This window comes from Ralstonia flatus, from assembly GCF_958439105.1.
GTDB lineage: Bacteria > Pseudomonadota > Gammaproteobacteria > Burkholderiales > Burkholderiaceae > Ralstonia > Ralstonia flatus.
On record NZ_CAUDLI010000016.1, the window covers coordinates 25,513 to 49,613 of the forward strand.

Here is a 24,101-nt window from a genome sequence, read left to right on the forward strand (position 1 = left end):
GGTTCGACAGGCACTCGCAAATCCTGATCCTCCAGGATGCCCGGCCCATCTCTATCTAGCGATTGTCCTTGACGCCAGCAGCAACAAGCCGCTCTGCGTCATTGGCCGACAAGACTGCTCTTGCCGCCCCATATGCGAACACTGGTCCCATCGGGTGACCGCCTTCGATGGAAACCTTAGAAAAGTCCACGCAGAAGGTCACGCTATCGAGAATGAGCGTGTTGGGCGGATGAATTCCGAGATCCTTAACCATTTTTTGTCCTCTTTTCGTTATGCCGGTGCGGCCGGCGTTCCCCTGGGAATCACTGACCTTCTTCGGATACCAGTTCCGGCCGCCACGCCCTGACAATGGCCTCAAATTGCGAGCCGTAGCCCAAGGTGTCCGGATAGTGGTTGTTCCGTGCGGCATAGCCAAACACGACCACCACGTCCTCCACGATCTCGTCGTCGAGCCCCCAGGTCACGGTGATATCGAACCCACCGCATTGGCCCGGGTTCCACCATGCCAACAGAAAGTCGGCGACACGTCGGCTCTGCCCGCTGTCGCGCATCGCGTGCGAGATCAGGCGTTCCAGGGCGGCTCGTTCTGCATCCGTCATCTTGGCCATGCTTTCCTCATGAGTTGAGTTATTGGGTTAAGCCGTTGAGTTGAGCATCAGCTAGCTGATTTCCTTGCGGATCAGACCGCGCACGAGATCTGCGATGGAAATGCCCGCCTCAACTGCTCGCATCTTCAAACGCCGATGTTCGTCCGGGTCCAGGTCGAAGTTCACGCGCACGGGCTTAAGGGGCCGGTTTCCGACCTGCGACTGGACCATCGCAGCGCCGCCGACAAATTCGTCCCGCGACACCGGCTTACCGGCATCGGAGCTCTTGGTGGCAATCTTAAATTTACTCATTTGCGTAACTCAAAAGAGTTGTTACTTAAACACTCACGCCTACGCGGCGACCTCAAAGAATTCCTGGGCGAGCAGCTGGATCTCGGCGCACGCCTGGGAATTACTCAACTCAACCACTCCATTTCCGTTGAGTAACGCATCACGGTAGACCTTCCGGTCGCGGATGATGGTGTCCGCCAGTTCGAGCTGATCGAACTGGCTTAGCGCCTCGCGCGCGTCGTCCACCTCTCGAATCGTCGGATTGGACGGCGCCATCGACAGCACCGCGAAGGCCTTCAGGTCGGGATTCAGGCCTCGGGCCAAGCTGACTAGTTCGTTGACCTTCGGCAGCGTCTCCAGATCGGCCTGGCTGGCGCGGGTAGGCACCAGCAACAGGTTGGAAACAGCCATTGCCGACCGCATTTCGCGGGAATCGCGGCCGCCGGCGTCTACCACAATCACCTGGTAGCGCCGCGATAAATCGCGCAGCGTCGCCGCGACATCGCCCGTCCGCTGGATACACGGCACCGCTGGGCCGATACCCGCTTCGTCGCGTCGTTCGGAAAACCGAGCGCATGTCGCTTGGCCATCGGTATCGACCAGGACAACATCGACATTCTGGCGAACCAGATGCACGGCGATGTTGCTGGCAATGGTGGACTTCCCCGTACCGCCCTTCTCTGCTGCCACAAGCACGATCATACTCACATCATCACCTCATTTGAGTTGAGTAACAGAGTTAAGTATAAGAGTAGCGCATCACTTTATCAACTCATTTGAGTTGATGAGTTGCGTATATGCGTCACTCTTTTGAGTTGAGTGTTTAAGTGCTTCAATCGCATTGATGCGCTGAGTTGAGTTTTTACGCGGAGCTAGTCCTGGCCATCGTCCTGCGCGCACACGGCCATGGCGCCGCGCTTGGGGCAGAGGGGCGCCCCGACGAGATCTAACCACTTCCGAGAAGTCCGGGCCGTGTAGCCGCAGCTTCCGCACTTGCACTTGATGTGCCGCCGCGTCTGTTTCTTCGGCGCCGTCGTCTTGATCCCTGGCGCCTCGCCATCGTCCGAGCTATCTGCGTCTGGCCTGGTCCGCAAGCGCGCATGCGGCAGTGGCCCGGCCTCGTCCAGGATTGGCGTGACACTTTCCTCAAAGCGCGGGCCGGCCGTCGTTGATCGCATCGGACCCTTCAGGCCAATCCCGACCGCAACATCCCGAAAGGGCTTGCGGTGGCCAGCATCGAGGCCGACCGCGGCGTGCACGAGCTCGTGCGCAAGGATCGCGGCGACTTGCATGGGCATCAGGTCGGCCGACTCCACCAGGTCAGGCCGAATGAAGATCTCGAAGTGTGCATCTTCGCTGCAGCTGGTGTCCCAGCACTCGCCAATCCGCTTACCGCGCTGGCCTGTCGACGTGAATCCGATGGCGATCCGAATCCGACCAGGCAGCGGGGCATCGAGCGCTGCGAACATTGGCGCCATGCGGCGTGCAACGTGGTTCAACCAGGCTTCACGATTGGCATGGCGCATCAGCTTTCCCCTCCCGATGGAATGTGTCGCCATTATCGCGATGAGTACGTGTACACGCTCTATGTTTTTCACTCCGAGCGCTTTTTTGGACCGCATAGACCCATCCAGGACACCCCGGAGGGTCAACCAGCCCGAAAAAAACGCTCTGAGCGCCCGTATACGCGTCCTAGAGCCCTCGCGGTGGCCGACCCGACCCTCTCTCTGCCAGCAACTTGCCTTGGATGAGCGGAAATGTGCTTGCGCGCGCCGTCGCGCCCGGATTGAGGCGCCCGGGGACCCGCGCCGAAGGCGTGGGGAGAGCGCCGACCCGGCGTAGCCGGGGCAATCCGGCTCTGCGGTTGTGCTGGCGATCGGGGCAGTCAAGCGCGCTTGCGCGCGTGATAGCCCCGCGTGCGGGGCGTCGATGAACAACCCTCACGGGTGGGCGCGAAGCGCCCGGGTGGGGTTAAAGGTCGCGGCGGGACGGTTATCCACAGGTAAGCCTCGCACGCGTGTTTTTGGTTTACGTTTTACCGTTTTTAAATCGTTTTAGACGGCGTAACTCATTGATTTAACGTGGCAAAAACGGCCTCATTGGGTCTTTTTCCGGGTCTATTGGGCCTTTTCCCGGGCGCAAAGTGGTCATTTTCCGGGTTTCTAGGTCTTTTTCCGGGTGCTGTCCACAGGAGCACTGGGACATTTTCCGGGTGCCATCCACAGGTGGCATGCAACAGTTGTTGACCCAATACGCCAATTGGGCTATGTTTGTTGGTGTCCCAATACCCCGGAAGATGACCCAATGGTAGTCGAGGAAGACAAGCCGGTCGCGTACAGCGAGCCGGCGCTGGCCGAACGCAACGTCACCATGAGCAACGCGCTCACGCGGGCAGCACACAGCCTGACGTTGGCCGAAAAGCGGTTAATTGCAGCGTGCATCGCAAAGAACGACTCGATCCCGTTTGTCGAGCTGCGAAGGGAAGGCGCCTGGCGGGTGCGGCTCTCTGCGGCCGAGTACGCCGAGGCCTTCGGCGTGGATGCCAACACGGCATACGAGCAGCTGCAGGGGGCTAGCGACAGCCTGTTCAACCGCTACGTGCGCACGGTGCGGGAAACCCGCAGAGGGCCGGAGGAATTCAAGTTCCGCTGGGTGGGTAGTGCGAAGTATCACAAGGGCGAGGGCTGGATCGAACTGGTCTGGTTCCAGGAAGTGGTGCCGCACCTGTTCGGCTTGCGCCAGGAATTCACGACCTACAAGCTGCGCCAGGCGGCCGCTCTGCGCTCGGTCTACGCCTGGCGCCTGTTCGAGTGCTTCAAGTCCTGGGCGGCCACCGGCCGATACACGCCGACGATCGAGGAATTTCATCGGGCAATGGATGCGTCCGAAAGCCAGCGCAAGAACTTCAAGGATCTGCGCCGGCGCGTCATCGAGCCGGCCGTGAAGGAGCTGCGGGAGAAAAACGGCCTGCACATCGAATGGGAACCCGAGACGGCCGGTCGCAAAGTCGTCAAGCTGGACTTCCGGTTTCGCGTCTCGCCCCAAGGGGCGCTTTTCTGATAGGTGGCGGCCCAGGTGCCGCCAACTTCACCCGGAAAATGTCCCAATAGCCGTGTCCCAGGTCGGAGCAGGGGCGGCGAGCCGACGCCGGCCGTACGCATCCACACGCCCGAACCAACCCGGAAAATGTCCCAATAGGCCTCCGCAGCAACGGCGAGGCAGCTGCTGGGGGTTCTAAGCCGGAACCGCCGAAAATTCCGTCAGCCGATCAACGTGGCTTGTCCCGCGCCCGGTCGATGGGGTAGACCCAACAGTCGTGTCACTAGCCGCCATTTCGATCACGGCAATGCCAGCCGGACGTCACGTCCAGATTGTTCCGGTCTGGATGAGGCCGACTGACGTCTCGGATGACGGGTGGCATACAACTGCTGTGAGTCCTGCAGGGGGCGGCGCGCGTCAAGGTAGTTGTCGCCTGAGTCACGCAGCCTTGAGCTGAGTATGTTGAACGCAGGCAGCCATCTTGACCACCTCGTCTCGTTCCGGATTGAGGGTCACCATGTCGATGAGCGACCAGTCTCTGGTGGCGCCCGACCAGCGCGCCGGGTGGCGCTCTTGGGCCTGGAGATAGAGCGTGTGCCGTGCCGCCAAGATGGCTTGATCTTGCCCGGTGTGGCGCTGCTGCGGGCTCACATAGCGGATGCCGCTGTGGCGGTGCTCGACGTTGTACCAACGTACGAACCCAGCGGCCCAGGCGCGGGCATCGTCCAGCGTCTCAAAGCCCTGAGCCGGGAACTCCGGGCGGTACTTGGCCGTGCGGAACAACGACTCTGCAAACGCGTTGTCATCGCTGACACGAGGCCGCGAGTAGGAGGGCTTGATGCCCAGCCAGTTGAGCATGGCCAGCACCGTGGTGGCCTTGAGCGTGGAGCCGTTGTCGCCATGCAGCACGGGCTTGGGTGTCATCGCCGCGATGCCCTCAGCCAGCGCGGTGCGGCGCACCAGGTGCACGGCGTGGTCGGAGTCGTCGCTGTCGTGCACCTCGGCACCCACGATCTTGCGGCTGTACAGGTCCAGGATCAGGTACAGGTGGAACCAGCGGCCCATCACCCTGGCGGGCAGGTAGGTCATGTCCCAGCACCAGACCTGGCCTGGGGCGGTGGCGATGTGGGTGGTGGGCGGCTTTGTTGCCCTGGGCGCCTTGGCACGTCCTCGGCGCTTGTTCTGCCCGGCGGCCTTGAGCACACGCGCCATGCTGGACTCGCTGCCCAGGTACACGCCCTCGTCGGCCAGCATGGGCACGATGCGCGCCGGTGGCGCGCAAGCAAAGCGCGGCTCGTTGGCCACCGCCAGCAGCGCCGCGCGCTCGGCCGCACTCAGGGCATGGCTGGGCATCGGGCGCACGGCGCTGGGTCTGCCATCGCCCGCTGTGAGGCCCGAGCGGGCCTTCCAGCGCTGCAGGGTGCGCACGTCGATGCCAGCGACATCGCAGGCCGGCTGCAGCCGCGCTCCTGCGGCATGGGCCGTGTCGATGTCTTGGGCCAGGGCTTGGCGATCTTCGAGGCCGATCATTCGTCCTCGCCCCTGTTGAAGATCGCCGAGACTTTTTTTGACAGCACCAGCAACGCGGCTGTCTCGGCCAGTGCCCGGTCCTTGCGCAGTAGATCGCGTTCGAGTTCCTTGATGCGTTTGCGATCAGCGCGTGTGGCTTGCGCACTGGCAGGCGCATCCTGCGGGTCGACCAGTGCGGTGGTGCAACTCACCCGCCATTTGTCCAGATCAGGCGGGTACACACCATGCTCGCGGCACCAGGCGCTTTTGCTCGCCTCGTTCATCGCCGCCGTGGTGATCACGGCCTCAAGCCGGGCGCCCGCAGTCCAGGCCCGCCCTCGGGCGGGCCTGGACTGCGCATCCTCGCGCCAACGCTCCAGGGTTCCCACTCCCACACCAACCTCGCGCGAGACCACCTCCAATGAGGCGCTCTCCGGTGCCAGCAACCTGGCCACCGCTTTGTCTTTGAATGCTTGTCCGTATCGAGCCACTGTCGTCCTTCATCGCCGCCCCCAGGTTCTTGGTTCTATCGAGGCGACAACTATTCTGACGCGGGGGGGGGGGCAGCTGCCTGACCGGACGGCGAGCATCAGCCCATCTCATGTATTCGTCATGTCAGCTTTGACACTGCGCACGCGACGGCACCCGACCCATAGCAGACGTCTATATTTGGCATAGATAGCACAACTTATTTCCCTCACAGGCACCCGCGACCATGCCACAAAAATGACATCAACGAGTCATCAGGGTGTCATATCACGACATTACCATCGCTGCAATTCAGATTCGTAATCAGGTCATCATTTTTGATTACGAATTCAAATCTGCCGGAGGTGTCATGATCGAACTACAGAATGTCTCAGTCAGTTATGGTGATGCGATTGCACTGTATCCCACCACTCTCAAACTCCATCAGGGACAGTTCACCGTATTGCTCGGATCTTCCGGCGCTGGAAAATCCACGCTACTTCGCTGTATTAATTCGCTGCATGCGTCGCAGCGCGGCACCACCATTGTCGCCGGCTTAGGAAATTTGGCGAACTCGCGTGCATTGCGCATGCATCGCCGACAGACTGGCATGGTGTTTCAACAGCATCAATTGATTGGCCGACTGACGGCTTTGCAAAACGTTTCGATGGGCCGAATGGGCTACCACACGGCATTACGCAGTCTATTCCCCCTCCCGGCGAAGGATCAATCCATATGCTTGCAAAGTCTGGACCGAGTCGGCTTATTGCACAAAGCCTTAAGCCGTGTCGACGCATTGAGCGGCGGCCAGCAGCAACGCATCGGTATTGCCCGGGCTCTGGCTCAGCAACCTAAACTGGTGTTGGCTGATGAACCGGTAGCCAGCCTCGATCCTGCTACTGCAGAGCGAGTGCTAAGTCTGCTGCACCGCATTTGTAAAGAGGACGGGATTTCGGCGGTCGTCAGCCTGCATCAGGTAGACCTCGCTCAACGTTATGCCGACCGTATTATTGGCCTGTCCCATGGCCGAGTCATTTTTGATGCCGCCCCGCAGACTTTGGATCAAGCCAGTTACGACACGCTGTATGAACAAGTACCCCGTTCTTCTTTGAGCGTTCCACAAGACGCTCGAGAGGAACGGCTTATCGATACTTCATTTCCCATGCAACTTGCTACCGTAAAGGATTGATTATGAAAAAACTCGCATCCGCATTAATGTCTGTCTTGCTTGCCGCCGTCTGCAGCATTGGCCATGCATCATCCAATCCCGATCCAGAAACGCTCAAAGTTGCGCTGCTGCCGGACGAAAACGCATCGACCGTAATTAAAAACAACAAGCCGCTCGAAATCTATCTGGAAAAAGAGCTGGGAAAGAAAATTGAGCTGGTGGTTACCACTGATTACTCGTCAATGATCGAAGCCATGCGTCACGGCCGTATCGACATGGCATATTTTGGCCCCTTGTCGTATGTGCTGGCTAAGCAAAAGAGCGACATCGAGCCATTCGCAGCGATGAAGCAAAAGGGTAGCACTACCTACCAGTCCGTATTGATCGCCAATACTGGCGCCGGCATCGCCAAAATCAGTGATATCGTCAACAAGAATGTCGCTTACGGTGATAAGGCATCCACCTCCAGCCATTTGATTCCGAAGTCGATATTGGCGGAAAACGGTTTGAAAGCCGGCGAAAACTATCGCGAACACTTTGCCGGTGCGCATGACGCGGTGGCCATGGCCGTGCAAAACGGTCACGCGCAGGCTGGCGGCTTGAGTAAGCCGATTTTTGAATCCCTGGTTCAGCGCGGACTGGTCGATCCCAACAAAGTAAAAGTTCTTGCCGAATCGAAGCCATATCCGCAATACCCGTGGACCATGCGCAGCAATCTGAAGCCGGAACTGAAGGAAAAGATCCGTGCAGCCTTCTTGAATCTCAAAGATCCGGAAGTCCTGAAACCTTTCAAAGCCGATGGTTTCGGCCCGATCAGCGACAAAGACTATGACGTGGTGCGCAGCCTTGGCACACTGCTCAAGCTCGATCTGTCGAAGTTCTAAGTGAGCGACAGCATGCAAGCTGATTTTGGTTTGATTCTGGCCGAGCGCCAGCGCGTATGGAACCGCACGATACTGCAGTTTGCCGTTGTGCTGGCGATTGTGATCGGTTGCTGGTATTACGTCGGCCTATTTGATGCCGAGCGATTGAAGGATGGCATGCCAAGCCTGGTAAAAATTGCCGGCGAGATGTTCCCACCGAACTTCTCGCAGGCTGGCACCTGGGTCAAACCGGTACTGGATACCTTGGCCATGAGTATCGCCGGCACGGCAATCGCGGTATTGCTATCCATTCCCTTAGGAGTGCTCGCCGCGCGGAATACTAGCCCTCATCCACTCGTGTATCAAGCCACACGCGGCCTGTTAAACGCTTTGCGATCGATACCCGAACTGATCATGGGCATCCTGTTCGTGGCAGCCGTTGGCTTCGGCGCATTGCCGGGTGTTTTAGCCCTAGGCTTACATTCGGTTGGCATGATCGCCAAATTTTTTTCGGAATCGATCGAACATGCCGATCCGGCACCGGTAGAAGCCGCGCATGCAGCGGGCTGCACGCCATTGCAGGTGATTTTTCATGGGATCTTTCCCCAAGTGCTTCCGCAAATGGCCGATACCGCGATCTATCGATGGGAATACAACTTCCGTGCTTCGACCGTGATGGGCATGGTCGGCGCCGGTGGAATCGGGTTCGAGCTGATGGGCTCTCTGCGCATCATGCAATACCAGGATGTCTCGGCTATTTTGCTGGTTATTTTAGGCATGGTTACCCTCGTCGACGCCTTCAGCTCCTTCCTGCGTCGCAAGTTCAAATAACTCCCAAAGCTTACAAAGGTTTTTATGAAGCCCAAAGTCGTCCTCACCCACTGGGTGCACCCGGAAATCATCGAATTGTTGTCCGCTAGCGCCGATGTTATCCCCAACACCACACGGGAAACCTTGCCGCGTTCTGAGGTAATTGCGCGAGCCAAAGATGCGGATGCACTCATGGCTTTCATGCCGGACAGCATCGACAGCGCGTTTCTCGAGGAATGTCCAAAGCTGCGTGTCATCGGCGCCGCGCTTAAAGGCTATGATAACTTCGATGTCAACGCCTGCACACGCCACGGTGTATGGCTTACGATTGTGCCGGATTTGCTTACGATCCCGACCGCTGAACTGACTATCGGCCTTCTTCTCGGTTTGACAAGGCATATGCTGGAAGGCGATAGGCAAATCCGTAGCGGACACTTCCAAGGCTGGCGGCCGACACTATATGGCTCTGGTTTGACAGGAAAAACGCTTGGCATCATTGGTATGGGGGCGGTCGGCCGTGCAATCGCCCAGCGCTTGGCTGGCTTTGAAATGAATCTCTTGTATTGCGATCCGATTCCGCTCAATGCCGAACAAGAAAAGGCTTGGCACGTACAGCGCGTCACGCTCGATGAACTGCTCGAAAAATGTGATTATGTCGTGCCGATGGTTCCGATGGCCGCAGAGACACTGCATCTAATCGATGCCACCGCGTTGGCCAAGATGAAAACCGGTAGCTACCTGATCAATGCATGTCGCGGCTCGGTCGTGGATGAGAATGCGGTGATAGCAGCACTGGCGTCTGGAAAACTAGCTGGATATGCAGCCGATGTCTTCGAGATGGAAGAATGGATACGCGCTGATCGCCCGCAGGCTATCCCCAAGGCGCTGCTCGACAATACGGCACAAACGTTTTTTACGCCGCATTTGGGATCGGCGGTCAAGGAAGTTCGGCTTGAAATCGAGCGGCAGGCAGCGATGAACATCATCCAGGCACTCGCTGGTGAAAAACCGATGGGCGCGATTAATCAGCCGTATCCGGGAGTAAAGGCGGCGTGATAGATCTGGAGCGTGTGGCGACGTTCATTGCCGTCGTCAAATGCGGGGGCTTTCGCGAAGCGGCGAAGCAAACTGGATTGTCCCAGCCAACAGTAACGCAGCATATCAAGCGGCTGGAGCAGTCTTTGCAGGCCCGGCTGATTGACCGCGCAACAATGCCGCAAAGCCTGACATTGGAGGGAAAGATTTTTTTCCCCTATGCGGAACAATTGCTCCGTACTAGCCATAAGGCTACGGCAGCCCTCCACAATAAAAGCCTGGTCGTTGGTGCAAGCTCCAATATCGGCATTTATCTTTTACAACCCTATATCAAGGCGCTCCAAGATAAATTAGCAAACAAGATCGATGTGAGGATCGGCAAAAATATCGAGATTGCCGCTTTGCTGGAAACGCTTGAAGTGGATGTAGCGGTAATGGAGTGGTGGGACTCACGTCCTGGGTTCGTCTCAACAGTATGGCGGCGCGAGAGGATGGTTGTCATTGTTCGCCCCGGCCATCCTTGGGCTGCCGAGTCGACCATTCCACTTAAGTGGTTAAAATCCCAGAACTTGCTTGGAGGCGAAGCGGCTACCGGAACTGGGCGCCTACTACAACAATATGCCGGTGCCGACTCGGCAGAGTTCACAGTGGGTATGCAGTTAGGTAGCACCGAGGCGGTCAAACACGCGGTCCACGCAGGGCTAGGAATCTCGCTTGTGATGGAAAGCGCGGTCAAGCATGAACAGGCAAGCGGATGGTTACATGCAATTCCGATTGAAGAAGATGTTTACAAAGATCTTTATCTCGTACATCGCTCAGAAACTTCGTTAAGCGGTCCGGTGGCAAGCCTTGCAGATTTGATTCTCCATTCTCCGGATTTAGGCTCAATAGAATATAAATAGCAAAACGAATGTCTGCTTCTGGCCGCCTGCCGCCGACCGCGGTCTGGCTCGAAAGCAGTCTGTCAACGCGCCGTTTCATTGTTGCCATGATCATCTCTTAATCGCGCACAGGCGGCCACAGGCGGGCAGTATGAACCAGCGTCAGTATCCACACCGTTTCGCCGTCGATCTGATACACCAGGCGATAGCTTTTGTGCGGGATCAACTCGCGGGTCCCGGGAATCTTTCCCGGCTTGCCCAGCATGGGGTGCTGGATCAACCGGGCGGCCGCGTCGCTGAAAATCTCATCCATCCGGGCCGCCGCGCGCGGATTGTCGGCTGCGATGTAGTCCCACACATCGGCACGGTCTTGCTGCGCTTCGGGCGTCCAAACAACCCTCACGCCTGGCTCGCCACACTGGCACGCCGTGCGGCGAATTCGGCCTCAACTTCATCGTTCGACCGCCCCAATCCAGCGCGCATCGAAGCCCGGCCGGCTTCGACCTTGCGGCGCAGGAACTCGTCGTACTCGCGCGACTCGCGCTGGCGCTGAACGAACTCGCGCATCAGCTCGCGCAGCACTTGCGACGCCGGGCGATGGGCCGCTTCGGCTTCGGCCATGAACTCGGCGCGCAACTCGGGCTCCAGCTTCATCGTGAAAACGGCTTGTTTTGACATGATCGGGGCCTCCTGCCACTTAATACTAACAAAGTATATACGTCGTCTTTACTAAGCGCTACTCACAGAACACTGCAAGGCGGGCCTGCGCTATGCCAAGACCTGTCGGAAAACATTTGTTTTTCGACAGGCCTTCAACGGTCCTCTGCACCAACCTCCGAGTGGCCGCAAAATTGTGCGGAAAACTCTGTCGCCAGACGCTACCATACGGAAACCTCGTCTTGATGGTTTTCCGCCTATGTTGGTAGGTTACATGCGCGTGTCGTCGGACTCCGACCGCCAGAGCACGAACTTGCAGCGCGATGCGCTGCTCGCCGCCGGCGTCGATGCGCGGCATCTGTTCGAGGATCATGCTTCCGGCGCGAAGGACGACCGCGCGGGCCTGGCGCGGGCGCTCGAATTCGTTCGCCCTGGCGACGTGTTGGTCGTGTGGAAGCTCGACCGGCTCGGCCGTTCGTTGTCGCACTTGCTCGCCATCGTGACCTCGCTCAAGGAAAAGCAGGTGGCGTTCCGCTCGCTGACGGAGAACCTGGATACCACGACGCCCTCGGGCGAGTTTCTGTTCCAGGTGTTCGGCGCGCTCGCGCAGTACGAACGCGCCTTGATCCAGGAACGTGTCGTCGCCGGTCTGGCTGCCGCCCGCAAACGGGGCCGGATCGGCGGCCGGCCGCAGGCGATCACCGGCGAGAAGCTGGAGGCCATCGTCGCTGCGCTCGATGGCGGCATGTCCAAGGCGGCGGTGTGCCGCAACTTCGGCGTCAAGCGAACCACGCTGATCGAGACCCTGGCACGGGTTGGTTGGACGGGCTCTCGTGGAGCGTCATCGCGATGACGACCAAGAGCGAACGATTGACCGTCCTGTCGGACGCCGAGCAGGAAGCCCTGTACGGCCTGCCGGACTTCGACGACGCCCAGCGGCTGGAATACTTGGCGTTGACTGAAACCGAACTGGCGCTCGCCAGCAGCCGGCCTGGTCTCCATGCCCAGGTCTATTGCATCTTGCAGATCGGTTACTTCAAGGCCAAGCATGCCTTCTTCCGCTTCGACTGGAGTGAGGTCGAGCACGATTGCGCCTTCGTGCTGAGCCGCTACTTCCACGGCGAGTCCTTCGAGCACAAGCCAATCTCCAAGCACGAGCACTACACCCAGCGCGAGTGGATTGCCGATCTGTTCGGCTACCGGCCGTGGGCGGCCGAGTTCCTGGCGCAGCTCGCGCAGCAGGCCGCGCAGACCGTGCGGCGCGACGTGATGCCGGGGTTCATCGCCGCCGAGCTGATCGTCTGGCTAAACGAGCACAAGATCATCCGGCCCGGCTATACCACCCTGCAAGAGCTGGTGAGCGAAGCCCTGTCCGCCGAGCGTCGGCGGCTGGCTGGCCTGCTGTCGGAAGTGTTGGACGAATCGGCCAAGGCCGCGCTGGGTCGGCTTCTAGTGCGTGACGACACCCTGTCGCAATTGGCGGCGCTCAAGCAGGACGCCAAGGACTTTGGCTGGCGTCAGATGGCCCGCGAACGCGAAAAGCGCGCCACGCTGGAGCCGCTGCACCGGATCGCCAAGGCGCTGCTGCCCAAGCTCGGCGTCTCGCAGCAGAATCTGCTGTACTACGCCAGCCTGGCGAACTTCTACACCGTCCACGATCTACGCAACCTGAAGGCCGATCAGACCTACCTCTACCTGCTTTGCTATGCCTGGGTGCGCTACCGGCAGCTTTCCGACAACCTGGTCGATGCGATGGCCTACCACATGAAGCAGTTGGAGGACGAAAGCAGTGCGGGCGCAAAGCAATCCTTTGTCGCCGAGCAGGTGCGCCGTCAGCAAGACACACCGCAGGTCGGCCGCCTGCTGTCGCTTTACATCGACGACAGCGTGCCCGATCCCACGCCGTTCGGCGATGTGCGCCAGCGCGCCTACAAAATCATGCCCCGCGATACGCTGCAAACCACCGCGCAGCGCATGAGCGTGAAGCCGGTGAGCAAGCTGGCTTTGCACTGGCAGGCGGTGGACGGCCTGGCTGAGCGCATCCGCCGCCATCTTCGGCCGCTGTATGTCGCGCTCGACCTCGCTGGCACTGATCCGGGCAGCCCGTGGCTCGTGGCGCTGGCCTGGGCCAAGGACGTGTTCGCCAAACAGCAGCGCCTATCGCAACGGCCGCTCGCCGAATGTCCAGCGGCCACGCTGCCGAAACGCTTGCGACCGTACCTGCTGACCTTCGATGCCGATGGCAAGCCGACGGGCCTGCATGCCGACCGCTACGAGTTCTGGCTGTACCGCCAGGTCAGGAAGCGCTTCCAGTCGGGTGAACTCTACCTCGACGACAGCTTGCAGCACCGGCATTTTTCCGACGAGCTGGTTTCGCTGGATGAGAAGGCCGCCGTGCTGGCGCAGATCGACATCCCGTTCCTGCGGCAGCCACTCGATGCCCAGCTCGATGCGCTCGCGACCGAGCTGCGCGCTCAGTGGCTGGCCTTCAACCGCGAGCTGAAGCAGGGCAAGCTGACGCACCTAGAATACGACAAGGACACGCAGAAGCTGACATGGCGCAAGCCCAAGGGCGAGAACCAGAAGGCGCGCGAGAAGGCGTTCTACGAGCAACTGCCGTTCTGCGACGTGGCCGACGTGTTCCGCTTCGTCAACGGCCAGTGCCAGTTCCTGTCGGCGCTGACGCCTTTGCAGCCGCGCTATGCGAAGAAGGTCGCCGACGCCGACAGCCTGATGGCGGTCATCATCGCGCAGGCGATGAACCACGGCAACCAGGTCATGGCACGCACCAGCGACATCCCTTACCACGTGCTGGAGAGCGCCTACCAACAGTACCTGCGCCACGCAACGCTGCACGCGGCCAACGACTGCATCAGCAACGCCATCGCCGCGCTGCCGATCTTCCCGTACTACTCGTTCGACCTCGATGCACTGTACGGTGCCGTCGATGGTCAGAAATTCGGCGTCGAGCGGCCGACCGTGAAAGCGCGCCACTCGCGCAAATACTTTGGGCGCGGCAAGGGCGTGGTCGCCTACACGCTGCTGTGCAACCACGTGCCGCTCAACGGCTACCTGATCGGCGCGCACGATTACGAGGCCCATCACGTGTTCGACATCTGGTATCGCAACACGTCGGACATCGTGCCGACCGCGATCACCGGCGACATGCACAGCGTCAACAAGGCCAACTTCGCTATCCTGCACTGGTTCGGCCTGCGTTTCGAGCCGCGCTTCACCGACCTTGGCGATCAGTTGAAGGAACTCTACAGTGCCGACGATCCGGCGCTGTACGATCAGTGCCTGATCCGGCCGGCCGGGAGAATCGACCGCGATCTCATAGTCAGCGAGAAGCCGAACCTCGACCAGATTGTCGCCACGCTCGGACTGAAGGAGATGACGCAGGGCACGCTGATCCGCAAGCTATGCACCTACACCGCGCCGAACCCGACGCGGCGCGCGGTGTTCGAGTTCGACAAGCTCATCCGCAGCATCTACACGCTGCGCTACCTGCGCGATCCGCAACTGGAGCGCAACGTTCACCGCTCACAGAACCGCATCGAGTCCTATCACCAGCTACGCTCAACCATCGCCCAGGTCGGCGGCAAGAAGGAATTGACCGGGCGCACCGACATCGAAATTGAGATCAGCAACCAGTGCGCCAGGCTGATCGCCAACGCGGTCATCTTCTACAACTCGGCCATCCTCTCGCGGCTGCTGATGAAGTACGAGGCGAGCGGCAACGCCAAGGCGCACGCTCTCCTGACCCAGATATCGCCGGCGGCCTGGCGGCACATCCTGCTGAACGGGCATTACACCTTCCAGAGCGACGGCAAGATGATCGACCTGGATGCGCTCGTGGCGGGGCTGGAGCTGGGATGACGGAAATTTCGGCGGTTCCGGCTTAGAACCCCTGCTGCTGACCGTCAGGTCAGCGGCAACTGCCGATTGCAGCCAACCCGGAAAATGTCCCAATGGCTTGTCCCAGTAGTGCGGCCAGAAGGTTAGCGAGGACTTGCTGCATTTTCCGGGTTGCCGCCGGCGACCCGGAAAATGTCCCAATACAATCCTGCGGACGCCCGGATCGACGTGGCCAGCGTGCCGCTGGCCACGTCGGGCGCAGCGGATCGCAACCCGGAAAATGTCCCAATGGATCGTCGGCCTAGCTGGATTGCTTCCCGCTGCTGGGACCGAACCTGACTCCGTTTTGCAATTCGGCCAGTTGCTGCGCCCGGCGTTCGAGCATCTTTTTTCCGACCTTCTCCATGACGGCAGGATCGGCGTCGCAGACGTCGATCATGGCGCTGATGATTTCCGGCAGATCGATGACCGGCCGGATGGAGGTGCATTCCTTCATCCGCCGCTTGGCCCGCAGGAAGCTGTCGTGAAAGATCAGCACCGCCTTGACCCCGGGCGTTTTCTCCTTGGCCTTGGGCACGATCTTGCGCACGCCAAACGCCTCCGATTCGTCGTCGGCCTCCCACTCAGCGCGAGTAAAGACGACGGTATCAGGCTCGGCCGCCCCATCGTGAATCGGGGGAAGTACAACGAGCGCGTCGTTGTCATGCGGCTTCTGATTGTCCATGCTTCATTTCCTCCTGGTCCTTGAACCAATCGATGACTGTGTAATCGTCGTCGGCGACACGCCGAACGTAGGGTAGGGCGGCGGGCAAGATGAGCGCGGTCGGATCTCGGCCGGCGCGCTCCCACTCCCTGGCGAGCGTAGCGACCAACTTGCCGACCTGGACGCGGGTTGCGCCAAAGCCTGGTGTCTTGAACAGCGACTGGATTACCGCCTGCACCTCCTGCTCCGCCCGCGGCGAGCGGGCGAGTTGTCGGACGGCAGCGCGCCAGGTGTCAAAGCGCTGGTTGGTCATCCGCCAAGTCAGGCGGACGCCGCCGCCATGATTCCGATCACGTGGCAGCCGCAGGAGTTCGTAGTCGTCCACGCGGATGCGCGTGGACGACTCCAGGGCATCGCGTAGCGGCTCCATCTGCCTGGCCGGGTGGTCACCATCGGACACGAGCAAGAACCAGTGCAGCGTCCCGTTCTTGGCCAGGTCGGCAAGGATCAGCCGCGCATTGCCCTTGCCGAGCCGTTTCCGGTAGGCCCGTTGGTCGCGGTTCAGCGCGACCTCATAGCGTTCCGCGAACTTTTGACAGAACGCCAATGCCTTCTCGGCCGGAACCTGTGCGGCCGTGTAATGGCAATAGCCATGCCGGACAGAATCCAACAGGCGTTGCATTAGGAGCGTCTTGTATCGGATGACCAAAAAAGTTGTCGGGCGCATGCACAAAAAGAGAGCGTGTACACGCTCTTATCTAGCGATCCGCCGCAACGGTCTGACGACCATTCCGGCGGACCGATTCCAACATAATAAAAATCCAACCCAGGCAAAGGAATCCAGTCAGTTGGAACGCATCGCGTTCCAACCTGATTATAAGAGATTCCGCGCGAAGCGCGTGCGGCCAACATATCACGCTACAATGTGATTGCTGACCGCCACAAGCGGCCCACGCGCGCAAGTATCACCTGCGTTGCCGAGGCCGCCACAAGCGGCCAGCAACGCAGCACGAGGGCGACCAACCCTTTGCAGTACGTAGTACAGGACCGGTCGCCCGAAGTGGTAATTGCGCGCGAGCGAAATTACACGGATTGGGGGCAGACCACCGCGACGTTTTGGGGGCTGACCATCCCCAAAATTCCACTCACTTCACACGAAGCTGTATGGCTCTAGATGCGGGCTTACCACCTGCGTCGAGTACGCCGAAGTCGTATGCGCGTAATGGCGCTGGTACGACTACGACGAGCGCTGGACGGTGTAACTCCGTCCTTCGACTCAATCCCCGGGAGGGGCGAGTTTGGGCGACACGGAAACGGGCTCAGCGAGGAAATGCGCTGAGTTCCTGTGTAGCGTGAAAGCGGTAGACGGTGGCTGTCTGCACCGTCGTTAGCACCGCCCAGGGGCTGCGGGAGACCGTAGAACCTGTGCCACACACGTAGGCTGCTGAGGCGTTCCGAAAGGGCGCAGGCGTGCAAGGGGAAACCTGGCGCACGCGGCACCTACCGGCGCAAGCTGGTGGGGTCGCTGTATAGCTTAAGCGTGTAAATGCGGCCGAAGAGGTCGCTATGTGGTGGGGCATCAAGCCTGTCTGAAGACGAAGCTGTTGATGGCACAACAGGTAAGCGAGCCGCTTTGGAATCTCGGGCCGCTGAAAACCTAATGGGTGAGAGGGAACACCTCACTGTTGTTGCTGGAGGCGCAGGCGTGAAGTCCTGGCGCGCAGTTTGGCGTCAGTAGCGTTGCACTAACGTGGGAATCGCTAAGGCCATAACCGGGCTGGTAACCCGGTGGCTATGCGAGGGAGAGTGGTTGAGTAGGGCCGCGTGGCGCAAGCCACGTAGCTGTTTGTCGCGATTCGTCTGAAGCGCAAACAGCAGGCGCAAGCCTGTCCGAAAGACTGCGGCGTACGCAAGTGTGAAGTTAGCGGGGTGGTTCCCGCGGTGGTTGTTGGAACGGGCGCGGCTGGTACCCGCGCCCGGACCGAATGGGTAATTCGGTGTCCTCCAACGTGTAATTGAACCCTTGAAAAAGGAGCTACGAAGATGGCAATTGCCAACACCCGGCCGGGCGGATACCCGGCATCGGCAACGGCACCGCCTAGCGGTGCCGGCGTCAGTCTGCAAGCCAGCGCAGTGAGCTGGAGTCAAACCGATAGCAGTTGGATCGGCAGGCAGTTCGGTCGCCCGTATGGGGCCGGTGGCAGCAAAAACGACAGTCCACCATGGCTGTCTCGGCACGCTGATCGCGGTTGGATCAGCGGTCAAATCAGTCCGGCCGTATGGACTGATTGCAGTACAGCAGTGGGCGCCTCGGCGCCGAAAAGTCAACCCGGCAGCAATCAGGCCGGTGGGAATGGCAGCGATGTTTTCGCTGTCGGCAAACAGTGGTCCGGCGCTACCGCGTCGTGCTCGCTGTGGCAATCCGGGCGTTGACCTGGAGAGTCAGTTGTCAAACGGGCCACAAGCCCGCGTCAGGGTCGATGGTGTGGGAAACCATCGTCTTGCAGTACGGCCGTAGACCGTTATCTACCCGGTCCAGTGGTGATGCCCTATGGCGGATCTGCTGTGCTCTATTTGCAGTTGACTGGCCTAAACCAGAGGGGGATTTCCCCCTCTGGTTTCACCGTTTTCTAACAAGATGAGGTAGACGTATGCTCGGACACCTTGGAATGCACGCATGGGTCGGCAAGGCAATCATGGCCCTGCTGGCGTGGTCGAGTCCGTGGTATTGGATCGTGCTCGCCGTGGCGTTGGCCACGGTCGGACTGCTGCATCCCGTGCCGTGGACATTGAAGGACGACGAGGACTCATTCGTCGCTCATCTTGTGTTGTGGGTCCGCAAAGCGGCGGCATACACCGCGCTTTGGGGCATCTTGGCGATACCGTTGTTGGTGTATTGCACCTTCGTTCTCTCGGCTGACACGTCTTCTGGGCAAGCGTCCAGCGTGTTCCTGGAGTGGGGCGCTGATCGTCTGGGCCGCTACTGGATGATGGTCGCGGGAGCGTTCGTGGTCGGCCTGGCGCTGCGGTTCCTGTGGGACCGCTACGCTGTTCCAGTGCTTTCAAAGTATTGGCGGTCGCTTCGCATCGAGCAGGAGACGGACAAACTTGTCGATGCGCGGGAGGAAGTCGCCACGCTCAAGGCGAAGGATTTCAAGCCGGAGGATTACTTTGTCGACGGCAAAATCTTCTACGGCTTGGATGATGACGGCCAGCCGATCTACTTCGATTTGGACAGGTTCCGCACGACGCACCACGCCATCCTCGGCCCGACAAACTACGGCAAGGGCATCGTGCTGCAGAGCATCTTCAAGCAGTGCATTCGGTTTGGCTTCGGCATTTTTTACGTCGATCCGAAGGGCGACAACTGGCTGCCGTACCTGCTGCAGAACGAAGCGAAGGCGGCCGGTCGCCGCTTCGTCTATCTCGATTTGAATCCGGAAGGGCGTGGTGTTTGGCATCCGTTCCTGGGTGGCGCATTCCGCCAACGGCGCACTCGCATCGTGCGCGCATTCAACCTGGAATCCTTCGGCACGGACGCCGATGTGCACAAGGCGAAGGAGCGCGGGCTGCTCGATGACGCGCTCGAAGGCACCGACGGCACGATCAAGTCGCTGTTGGAATACGTGAAAAAGAACGCCGAAACAGGGCGCGACAACCTGTCGACCTTGCGCGATTCCTTGCGTGAATGGTCGCGTGTCGACACGTTCTCACAGTCCGTGAAGCGCAAGGGCCATTCGATCGAACAGTGCCTGATGAACAACGCGATTGTGTATGTGCGTGGTGACCTAGCCGACCCGGTGATTAAGGCCGCGACCAAGGCATACATATCGGAACTGGTGACGGAAATTAAGCGGCTCGATGCGACGCGGCCGGCGCACGTTGTGCTCGGCATTGACGAGCTGAAGTTCCTGGCCTGCGCGGAAATCAATGAGGCGCTGGCCACGATCCGACAGCACCAGTGCAACATGCTGCTGGCCGCGCAGTCGATTGCGAACCTGGAAGCACCGGACGACAAGCGGCTCGATGGCAAGGCGCTGGCACGGGAATTCGAGGTCAACACGCCGATCAAGTTCGTCTACCGCGCCGCCGACGAGCGCACTGCCGAGTGGGCGGAAAACCTGTCGGCGGGGCAATGGCTCAATGTGGTGCAACGCGAGCAGACGAAGGCGAACAAACACGGGGGCGAGCAGTGGGAAGCGAATCGGACGGTTGGCAAAGAGGAGCAGCCGGTCGTTTCGCGCAATACGTTGCTGAATCTGCCTGAGCGCATCGCCATTGCTTACATGCCAGGCCGGATTGCTTCCAAGCTGTACACCTGCCACACGCAAATTGACAACAGTGTCGCATCGTGGAAAAAGCCGGAGGAAGACACAACGATGGCGGCATAGCAACCAGGCGGCTCGCCAGGTGCGCATGCACCTGGTGCGCGGCGCCGGCGGCGGTGCGCATGGTTCGGTGCCGGCCGCGCCGGCGCTGAACCGGGCGAGCCGCGCGCCTCTGTCTCTGCCATGGCCGCACTTGGTGGCCACCGTCAGAAATATCCCGTTCCGCTCGCCAGCTGCGCGATAGTGCGGCTGGCAACGGCGAAGGGCTCCAGCGTTTTCCTGGAATATGAACGAACAAAGGGCGGGAACCGAAAGGTTCCCGCCCTTTGTTTTGGCCTGGCGCCGCACGCCCGGCGCCGCCGCCTAGCGGCCGCGCCGGGTCGGGGCACCGCAGGTGCCACGAGCTGGGGCGCCGGCGGCCGCCGGCGTCTCAGCTGGGCGGCTGCGCGATCCAGGCATGACGACGGCCTGATCCTACGGCGGCACCTCGGGCGGTCGCGTTTCAAAGGGACATACGAAATCGAGCGCAAAGCCCATCACCGCCTCCGCTCGGCCGCGAGCGCGGCCGGGTAGTGCTTGGCCAAGATGAGGTTGAGCTTGTCCACCAGATCGGGCCGCTTGAACGTGGCATGCCCGTTCCCGTTCTTGAACCAGCGCAAATGCAGATAGGCGTTTTCGGCTTCTCTGCGCCTTTCGTGCCGCGCGCCGGAAATCAGCGCGTGCATGCCGTTCCTGTGGTCCGCTTCGGGCTGGCCGTCGAGCACGTGGAAGACGCGCATCAGATCGTCCAGTTCGTTCGTCGCGCGGCTGCCTGCATAGCCGCCTGTCATCAGGCCCGTCACGATGACCCGCTTGCCGAACTTGAATGGCTGATTGGTCTTGTAGTCCCAAGAAAGTCGGCGGAAGCATTGCAGGACGCCGCGCTCGAACATGTCGCCGCGCGCCTCGTAGAGTTGACCGAACGTCGCCTCGATGTTGGCGGCGGTCAGTTCGGGCACCTCGCCCTCGGCAATCTGTTTTGCCCACGTATCGCGGGCCGTGGCATCCATCAAGGTGCGCAGCCCCGACTCCTGAAGCAGGTAATTCCAGCCCTCGGCGTCGATGGTGTGCAGGATGCAGGTTTCCGCCTCGTCACGCTTCGCGTAGTCGCCCGTCACGCACACGGTGCCGCGCCTCGAATAGCTGTTGTCAATGACGAGGCGCGGAAAGCCGATATGCGCGCCGCTGGCCAGCTTCTGGGCCTCGCCCAGCAGGTCCAGCGCTTGGCGCACACGTTCCACCACTGCCGCGCGCTGGCTCGCCAGATTGGCGATGCTGACGCTCTTTACCAAGTCGCTCATGATGGGTCTCGCTAGATCGTGGCTGCGGTCTTGTAGTCGGGATGAAAAATGCCGACGCTGTACGCGAGCGAATCGCGCGCACGGCACACAGCCTGGTCATGATTGCCGCGCGCCATCAGGTCGCGCGCATCGAGCAGGCACAGTGCGGCGCTGCTTTGCATGGCCGCCGTCGTGGTTTCCAGGTTTCGCGCGGCGAGGTTGATTGCGCGGGTAGCATCGTCTTGGGACTTGAGCATGGTGTTTCCCTGCGGTGATGGGGCAGATGACAGCCCCGGCACGCTGGCCGGGGCCAGAGACGTTCAGCATTGCCAGTTCGCGCGCAAGCCGCGCCAGTCTCGGGCCACAAAGCCCGTGGCCGACTCCAGCGCGGCGGCCACGGCTTCGGCGCGTTGGTCCGTCGAGTGGCGGCGGATCGCTGCGGCAAACTCGGGCAAGGTCAGCCGGGAACCCCAGCGCACGAGGTAGCCGCATGCTGTGATGGCATGGCGGATCAGTTCGTTTTTGTCGGACTTGGCTGCGGTGGTCTTGGTCATGATTGGTCTTCAATAGATTGTGGCTTGCGTGGTCCGAGCACTCGGCTCGGACCACCTTTGTCGGGTTGCCCGCGCGAGCGGGCGGGGCCGTTTTTTTCTAAGGCGTAGCGCTGGCTTGCAGGACGGAGGGCAGCCAGCGCTTGCCTGCGAGCGCGCGCGCGGCGGCCTCCACCATTGGCCCCTTCTTCATCGCGGCGAGCGGTGCCGCCTCGGCGGCACCGACGCCTTCCGTGACTGCGGCCAGCACTTGTGCCTTGGGCACGTGCGACAAGTAGCTCTCAGTGGTGGCCTCCCACCAGTCGGCCATGTCGAGCGCGACGGATTGCGCGATCGCATCGGTTTCGTGCTCGCCCGCGCGCGGCTGGATGCCGTTCACCGTCACAGCAGTGCAGAAGGCCAGCAGCGACAGCAGTTCGTCGCGCGGCATCGCCAGCAGCACCGGCCACAGCGCATCGAGTTCTTCCGGCAGGCGGGCCTTCCAAGCTTCGCTTGCGGCCTCGATCTGCTGCCACGCGCGCGAGGTTTCGATGCTGGCATCGGCCTGTGTGACGGTGTGGCGCATGTCGGTGGTGCGCACGCCGACCGCGTTGGCACGCCAATAGCGTTCCGACCACAGCGACGAAACCAGCCCATAAGCGAGCGTGGCGAGCGCAACATCGGTGCGCTCGATCAGCACCGCCTGCAGTGCCGTGGTGCGTTGCGCGGTCAGGGCACGGGTGAGCTTTTCTGAAAGGGTGGGTGCGGGTGCAGCATCGGTGCCGTCACCGGCACCGAATGCGGCGCGCGTGGCGGCCCGCTCGATCTTGGCGGCGGCTTTGCGGTCGTCGGGCTTGATCGCGCCGCGCAGAATCTTGACGGTGTTGTGCTGGAAGAGAACCACAACGCCCGCGAGGCTCTTGTCGGCCACCACCTGCATCTGGTCTTGCAGGTCGCTCAGTTCGCCCTCGATGCGGTCCCATTCGTCGGACAGCGCTGCATACGCCTCGGATTCTTCCTCGCCTCGTTCTTCAATGTCGCCCATGTCACGCTCGATCTTGGTCTTGCGGGTGTCGAGCTTCTTAATCGTGGCGGCTTCCTTCTTGGTCGGTTCGCGCAGGGTTGTCGGCGCGCGCCCGAAGGCCTCCATATCGCTGTAGCTCGGATTCAGCAGCGCCAGCGCCCATGCCCAGCCCTCGGCGGCGCGGATCGCCTCGGCCTCCGCGCCCATCTTGGCCAGTGCCATATCACGCGTGAGCGCGCCATCAAGCCAGTAGGCGGTGGACTCAAACAAGTCCACCTGCGTGCGCCCGCCCGCCGCGAGATAGGCATCCTTGCCGACATAGGCGGCAAGAGGGCTATCGGAGCGCACGGTGTCCTGTCCGAGCAGCGCGCGGCGCAACTTTTCCGGCGTGCGTTCGTAGTGCGGCTGGGAGTTCCACACCTGTTCCTGCGCAGCGTGATCGTCAGTGACGGTCATTGCCATCAGTTGTTCGAGCGACATATCCTCGGCACGATAGGCGGCGATCAGCGCAGGCGATACCTTGGCGAGTTTTAAGCGCCGTTGCACGACTGCGGGCGTGACGCCAAAGCGCGCGGCCACGTCCTCGATGCTGGTGCCGGCGTCCACCATCTTGCGGAAGGCCTCATAGGCGTCGGCGGGGTGCATGTCTTCGCGCTCGATGTTCTCCGCTGTGGACAGTTCCAACGCCTCCGATTCGTTCTCCGCAACGAGGCACAGCACGTCATGATCGGCATCAATCGCGCGCTGATCGCGCAGTAGTTCCATGGCGGCGCGGCGCCGACGCCCTGCGGCGACGGCATAGCAGGTCTTGCGGCCTTGCTTGACTTCGGTAACGACGAGCGGGTGCATCAAGCCGTGCACGCGGATGGAGGCCGCCAGTGCGGGAATGTTCGGCAGTTCACCGGTGCGCACGTTGGCGTCGGATTCGACAAGGCGGGACAGAGGGACGGTAATCAGGTTGCGTTGCATGATGGGTATCCAATGAGAGAAGAGGGGAAGCGGCCAGCGCCCGCCCGGGCGCTGGCCGCGAT

The 24,101-nt window shown here is 60.8% G+C and carries 22 protein-coding genes and 1 pseudogene; 9 read left to right on the forward strand and 14 right to left on the reverse strand.

What is annotated here, in order from left to right; genetic code table 11:
- Positions 1 to 55: 55 nt before the first annotated feature.
- The 5 genes from R2676_RS25555 to R2676_RS25575 form a co-directional block, all read right to left on the reverse strand.
- Entirely contained in the window at positions 56 to 253 is a 198-nt protein-coding gene (locus R2676_RS25555; protein ID WP_004636900.1) for a hypothetical protein, read from the reverse strand.
- A 49-nt stretch (positions 254 to 302) separates the two neighbouring features.
- Positions 303 to 608 (reverse strand): DUF7673 family protein, encoded by a 306-nt coding sequence (locus R2676_RS25560; RefSeq protein ID WP_004636902.1) that lies wholly within the window; start codon positions 606 to 608, stop codon positions 303 to 305.
- Between the two features lie 51 nt (positions 609 to 659).
- Positions 660 to 899, reverse strand: a complete 240-nt coding sequence (locus R2676_RS25565; RefSeq protein ID WP_004636903.1) for a plasmid partition protein ParG — start codon at positions 897 to 899, stop codon at positions 660 to 662.
- A gap of 39 nt (positions 900 to 938) precedes the next feature.
- Positions 939 to 1,580, reverse strand: coding sequence for a division plane positioning ATPase MipZ (locus tag R2676_RS25570; protein ID WP_004636905.1), 642 nt, complete (start codon positions 1,578 to 1,580; stop codon positions 939 to 941).
- A 170-nt stretch (positions 1,581 to 1,750) separates the two neighbouring features.
- Positions 1,751 to 2,404 (reverse strand): transcription elongation protein SprT, encoded by a 654-nt coding sequence (locus tag R2676_RS25575; RefSeq protein ID WP_316887551.1) that lies wholly within the window; start codon positions 2,402 to 2,404, stop codon positions 1,751 to 1,753.
- 778 nt (positions 2,405 to 3,182) lie between these two features.
- On the opposite strand from R2676_RS25575, the gene R2676_RS25580 reads away from it, so the two are divergent.
- The gene (locus R2676_RS25580; RefSeq protein WP_004636909.1) at positions 3,183 to 3,938 is read left to right on the forward strand and encodes a replication initiation protein; all 756 of its coding nucleotides are present in this window, start codon (positions 3,183 to 3,185) and stop codon (positions 3,936 to 3,938) included.
- A gap of 417 nt (positions 3,939 to 4,355) precedes the next feature.
- Here the strand turns inward: R2676_RS25580 and R2676_RS25585 are convergent.
- Positions 4,356 to 5,917: pseudogene (locus tag R2676_RS25585) on the reverse strand (IS3 family transposase).
- Positions 5,918 to 6,264: 347 nt separating this feature from the next.
- Here R2676_RS25585 and phnC point away from each other — a divergent pair.
- The 5 genes from phnC to R2676_RS25610 are packed head-to-tail and all read left to right on the forward strand — an operon-like array spanning position 6,265 to position 10,672.
- Positions 6,265 to 7,083, forward strand: coding sequence for a phosphonate ABC transporter ATP-binding protein (gene phnC, locus R2676_RS25590; RefSeq protein WP_020200553.1), 819 nt, complete (start codon positions 6,265 to 6,267; stop codon positions 7,081 to 7,083).
- 2 nt (positions 7,084 to 7,085) lie between these two features.
- Positions 7,086 to 7,946, forward strand: a complete 861-nt coding sequence (gene phnD / locus R2676_RS25595; protein WP_004629229.1) for a phosphate/phosphite/phosphonate ABC transporter substrate-binding protein — start codon at positions 7,086 to 7,088, stop codon at positions 7,944 to 7,946.
- Positions 7,947 to 7,958: 12 nt separating this feature from the next.
- Positions 7,959 to 8,756 (forward strand): phosphonate ABC transporter, permease protein PhnE, encoded by a 798-nt coding sequence (gene phnE, locus R2676_RS25600; protein ID WP_009238668.1) that lies wholly within the window; start codon positions 7,959 to 7,961, stop codon positions 8,754 to 8,756.
- 24 nt (positions 8,757 to 8,780) lie between these two features.
- Complete coding sequence (locus tag R2676_RS25605) at positions 8,781 to 9,791, forward strand: phosphonate dehydrogenase (RefSeq protein ID WP_009238667.1); 1,011 nt, start codon at positions 8,781 to 8,783, stop codon at positions 9,789 to 9,791.
- A gap of 14 nt (positions 9,792 to 9,805) precedes the next feature.
- Positions 9,806 to 10,672: a LysR family transcriptional regulator gene (locus R2676_RS25610; protein ID WP_231108837.1), complete on the forward strand. Its 867-nt coding sequence runs from the start codon at positions 9,806 to 9,808 to the stop codon at positions 10,670 to 10,672.
- 97 nt (positions 10,673 to 10,769) lie between these two features.
- On the opposite strand, the gene R2676_RS25615 is transcribed toward R2676_RS25610, so the two are convergent.
- Positions 10,770 to 11,054: a type II toxin-antitoxin system RelE/ParE family toxin gene (locus tag R2676_RS25615; RefSeq protein ID WP_095145693.1), complete on the reverse strand. Its 285-nt coding sequence runs from the start codon at positions 11,052 to 11,054 to the stop codon at positions 10,770 to 10,772.
- Positions 11,051 to 11,329 carry a hypothetical protein gene (locus tag R2676_RS25620; RefSeq protein ID WP_011342941.1) on the reverse strand — a complete coding sequence of 93 codons (279 nt, stop codon included), beginning with the start codon at positions 11,327 to 11,329 and terminating at the stop codon, positions 11,051 to 11,053. The genes R2676_RS25615 and R2676_RS25620 overlap by 4 nt, the downstream gene beginning before the upstream one ends.
- A 253-nt stretch (positions 11,330 to 11,582) precedes the next feature.
- On the opposite strand from R2676_RS25620, the gene R2676_RS25625 reads away from it, so the two are divergent.
- Positions 11,583 to 12,161, forward strand: coding sequence for a recombinase family protein (locus R2676_RS25625; RefSeq protein WP_442548595.1), 579 nt, complete (start codon positions 11,583 to 11,585; stop codon positions 12,159 to 12,161).
- Positions 12,158 to 15,187, forward strand: coding sequence for a Tn3 family transposase (locus R2676_RS25630; protein ID WP_011342939.1), 3,030 nt, complete (start codon positions 12,158 to 12,160; stop codon positions 15,185 to 15,187). Before R2676_RS25625 ends, R2676_RS25630 begins: the two co-directional genes overlap by 4 nt.
- A gap of 280 nt (positions 15,188 to 15,467) precedes the next feature.
- On the opposite strand, the gene R2676_RS25635 is transcribed toward R2676_RS25630, so the two are convergent.
- Positions 15,468 to 15,890, reverse strand: coding sequence for a hypothetical protein (locus tag R2676_RS25635; protein ID WP_004636912.1), 423 nt, complete (start codon positions 15,888 to 15,890; stop codon positions 15,468 to 15,470).
- Positions 15,868 to 16,551 (reverse strand): hypothetical protein, encoded by a 684-nt coding sequence (locus R2676_RS25640; protein WP_021197829.1) that lies wholly within the window; start codon positions 16,549 to 16,551, stop codon positions 15,868 to 15,870. The genes R2676_RS25635 and R2676_RS25640 overlap by 23 nt, the downstream gene beginning before the upstream one ends.
- A 2,014-nt stretch (positions 16,552 to 18,565) precedes the next feature.
- On the opposite strand from R2676_RS25640, the gene R2676_RS25645 reads away from it, so the two are divergent.
- Positions 18,566 to 20,260: a type IV secretion system DNA-binding domain-containing protein gene (locus tag R2676_RS25645; RefSeq protein WP_231973593.1), complete on the forward strand. Its 1,695-nt coding sequence runs from the start codon at positions 18,566 to 18,568 to the stop codon at positions 20,258 to 20,260.
- 473 nt (positions 20,261 to 20,733) lie between these two features.
- Here R2676_RS25645 and R2676_RS25650 read toward each other — a convergent pair whose 3' ends face one another.
- The 4 genes from R2676_RS25650 to R2676_RS25665 form a co-directional block, all read right to left on the reverse strand.
- The gene (locus R2676_RS25650) at positions 20,734 to 21,537 is read right to left on the reverse strand and encodes a DUF4942 domain-containing protein (RefSeq protein WP_004636921.1); all 804 of its coding nucleotides are present in this window, start codon (positions 21,535 to 21,537) and stop codon (positions 20,734 to 20,736) included.
- 11 nt (positions 21,538 to 21,548) lie between these two features.
- Complete coding sequence (locus R2676_RS25655; protein ID WP_004636923.1) at positions 21,549 to 21,773, reverse strand: hypothetical protein; 225 nt, start codon at positions 21,771 to 21,773, stop codon at positions 21,549 to 21,551.
- A 63-nt stretch (positions 21,774 to 21,836) separates the two neighbouring features.
- Entirely contained in the window at positions 21,837 to 22,070 is a 234-nt protein-coding gene (locus R2676_RS25660; protein WP_004636925.1) for a hypothetical protein, read from the reverse strand.
- A gap of 97 nt (positions 22,071 to 22,167) precedes the next feature.
- The gene (locus R2676_RS25665; protein ID WP_021197827.1) at positions 22,168 to 24,039 is read right to left on the reverse strand and encodes a ParB/RepB/Spo0J family partition protein; all 1,872 of its coding nucleotides are present in this window, start codon (positions 24,037 to 24,039) and stop codon (positions 22,168 to 22,170) included.
- Positions 24,040 to 24,101 lie beyond the last annotated feature (62 nt).

Excerpts from the sequence above, each read along its gene's own strand:
- R2676_RS25555 (WP_004636900.1), bottom strand. The coding sequence starts at position 253 with ATGGTTAAGGATCTCGGAATTCATCCGCCCAACACGCTCATTCTCGAT.
- R2676_RS25560 (WP_004636902.1), bottom strand. The coding sequence starts at position 608 with ATGGCCAAGATGACGGATGCAGAACGAGCCGCCCTGGAACGCCTGATC.
- R2676_RS25565 (WP_004636903.1), bottom strand. The coding sequence starts at position 899 with ATGAGTAAATTTAAGATTGCCACCAAGAGCTCCGATGCCGGTAAGCCG.
- R2676_RS25570 (WP_004636905.1), bottom strand. The coding sequence starts at position 1,580 with ATGATCGTGCTTGTGGCAGCAGAGAAGGGCGGTACGGGGAAGTCCACC.
- R2676_RS25575 (WP_316887551.1), bottom strand. The coding sequence starts at position 2,404 with ATGCGCCATGCCAATCGTGAAGCCTGGTTGAACCACGTTGCACGCCGC.
- R2676_RS25580 (WP_004636909.1), top strand. The coding sequence starts at position 3,183 with ATGGTAGTCGAGGAAGACAAGCCGGTCGCGTACAGCGAGCCGGCGCTG.
- phnC (WP_020200553.1), top strand. The coding sequence starts at position 6,265 with ATGATCGAACTACAGAATGTCTCAGTCAGTTATGGTGATGCGATTGCA.
- phnD (WP_004629229.1), top strand. The coding sequence starts at position 7,086 with ATGAAAAAACTCGCATCCGCATTAATGTCTGTCTTGCTTGCCGCCGTC.
- phnE (WP_009238668.1), top strand. The coding sequence starts at position 7,959 with ATGCAAGCTGATTTTGGTTTGATTCTGGCCGAGCGCCAGCGCGTATGG.
- R2676_RS25605 (WP_009238667.1), top strand. The coding sequence starts at position 8,781 with ATGAAGCCCAAAGTCGTCCTCACCCACTGGGTGCACCCGGAAATCATC.
- R2676_RS25620 (WP_011342941.1), bottom strand. The coding sequence starts at position 11,329 with ATGTCAAAACAAGCCGTTTTCACGATGAAGCTGGAGCCCGAGTTGCGC.
- R2676_RS25625 (WP_442548595.1), top strand. The coding sequence starts at position 11,583 with ATGCGCGTGTCGTCGGACTCCGACCGCCAGAGCACGAACTTGCAGCGC.
- R2676_RS25630 (WP_011342939.1), top strand. The coding sequence starts at position 12,158 with ATGACGACCAAGAGCGAACGATTGACCGTCCTGTCGGACGCCGAGCAG.
- R2676_RS25635 (WP_004636912.1), bottom strand. The coding sequence starts at position 15,890 with ATGGACAATCAGAAGCCGCATGACAACGACGCGCTCGTTGTACTTCCC.
- R2676_RS25640 (WP_021197829.1), bottom strand. The coding sequence starts at position 16,551 with ATGCAACGCCTGTTGGATTCTGTCCGGCATGGCTATTGCCATTACACG.
- R2676_RS25645 (WP_231973593.1), top strand. The coding sequence starts at position 18,566 with ATGGCCCTGCTGGCGTGGTCGAGTCCGTGGTATTGGATCGTGCTCGCC.
- R2676_RS25650 (WP_004636921.1), bottom strand. The coding sequence starts at position 21,537 with ATGAGCGACTTGGTAAAGAGCGTCAGCATCGCCAATCTGGCGAGCCAG.
- R2676_RS25655 (WP_004636923.1), bottom strand. The coding sequence starts at position 21,773 with ATGCTCAAGTCCCAAGACGATGCTACCCGCGCAATCAACCTCGCCGCG.
- R2676_RS25660 (WP_004636925.1), bottom strand. The coding sequence starts at position 22,070 with ATGACCAAGACCACCGCAGCCAAGTCCGACAAAAACGAACTGATCCGC.
- R2676_RS25665 (WP_021197827.1), bottom strand. The coding sequence starts at position 24,039 with ATGCAACGCAACCTGATTACCGTCCCTCTGTCCCGCCTTGTCGAATCC.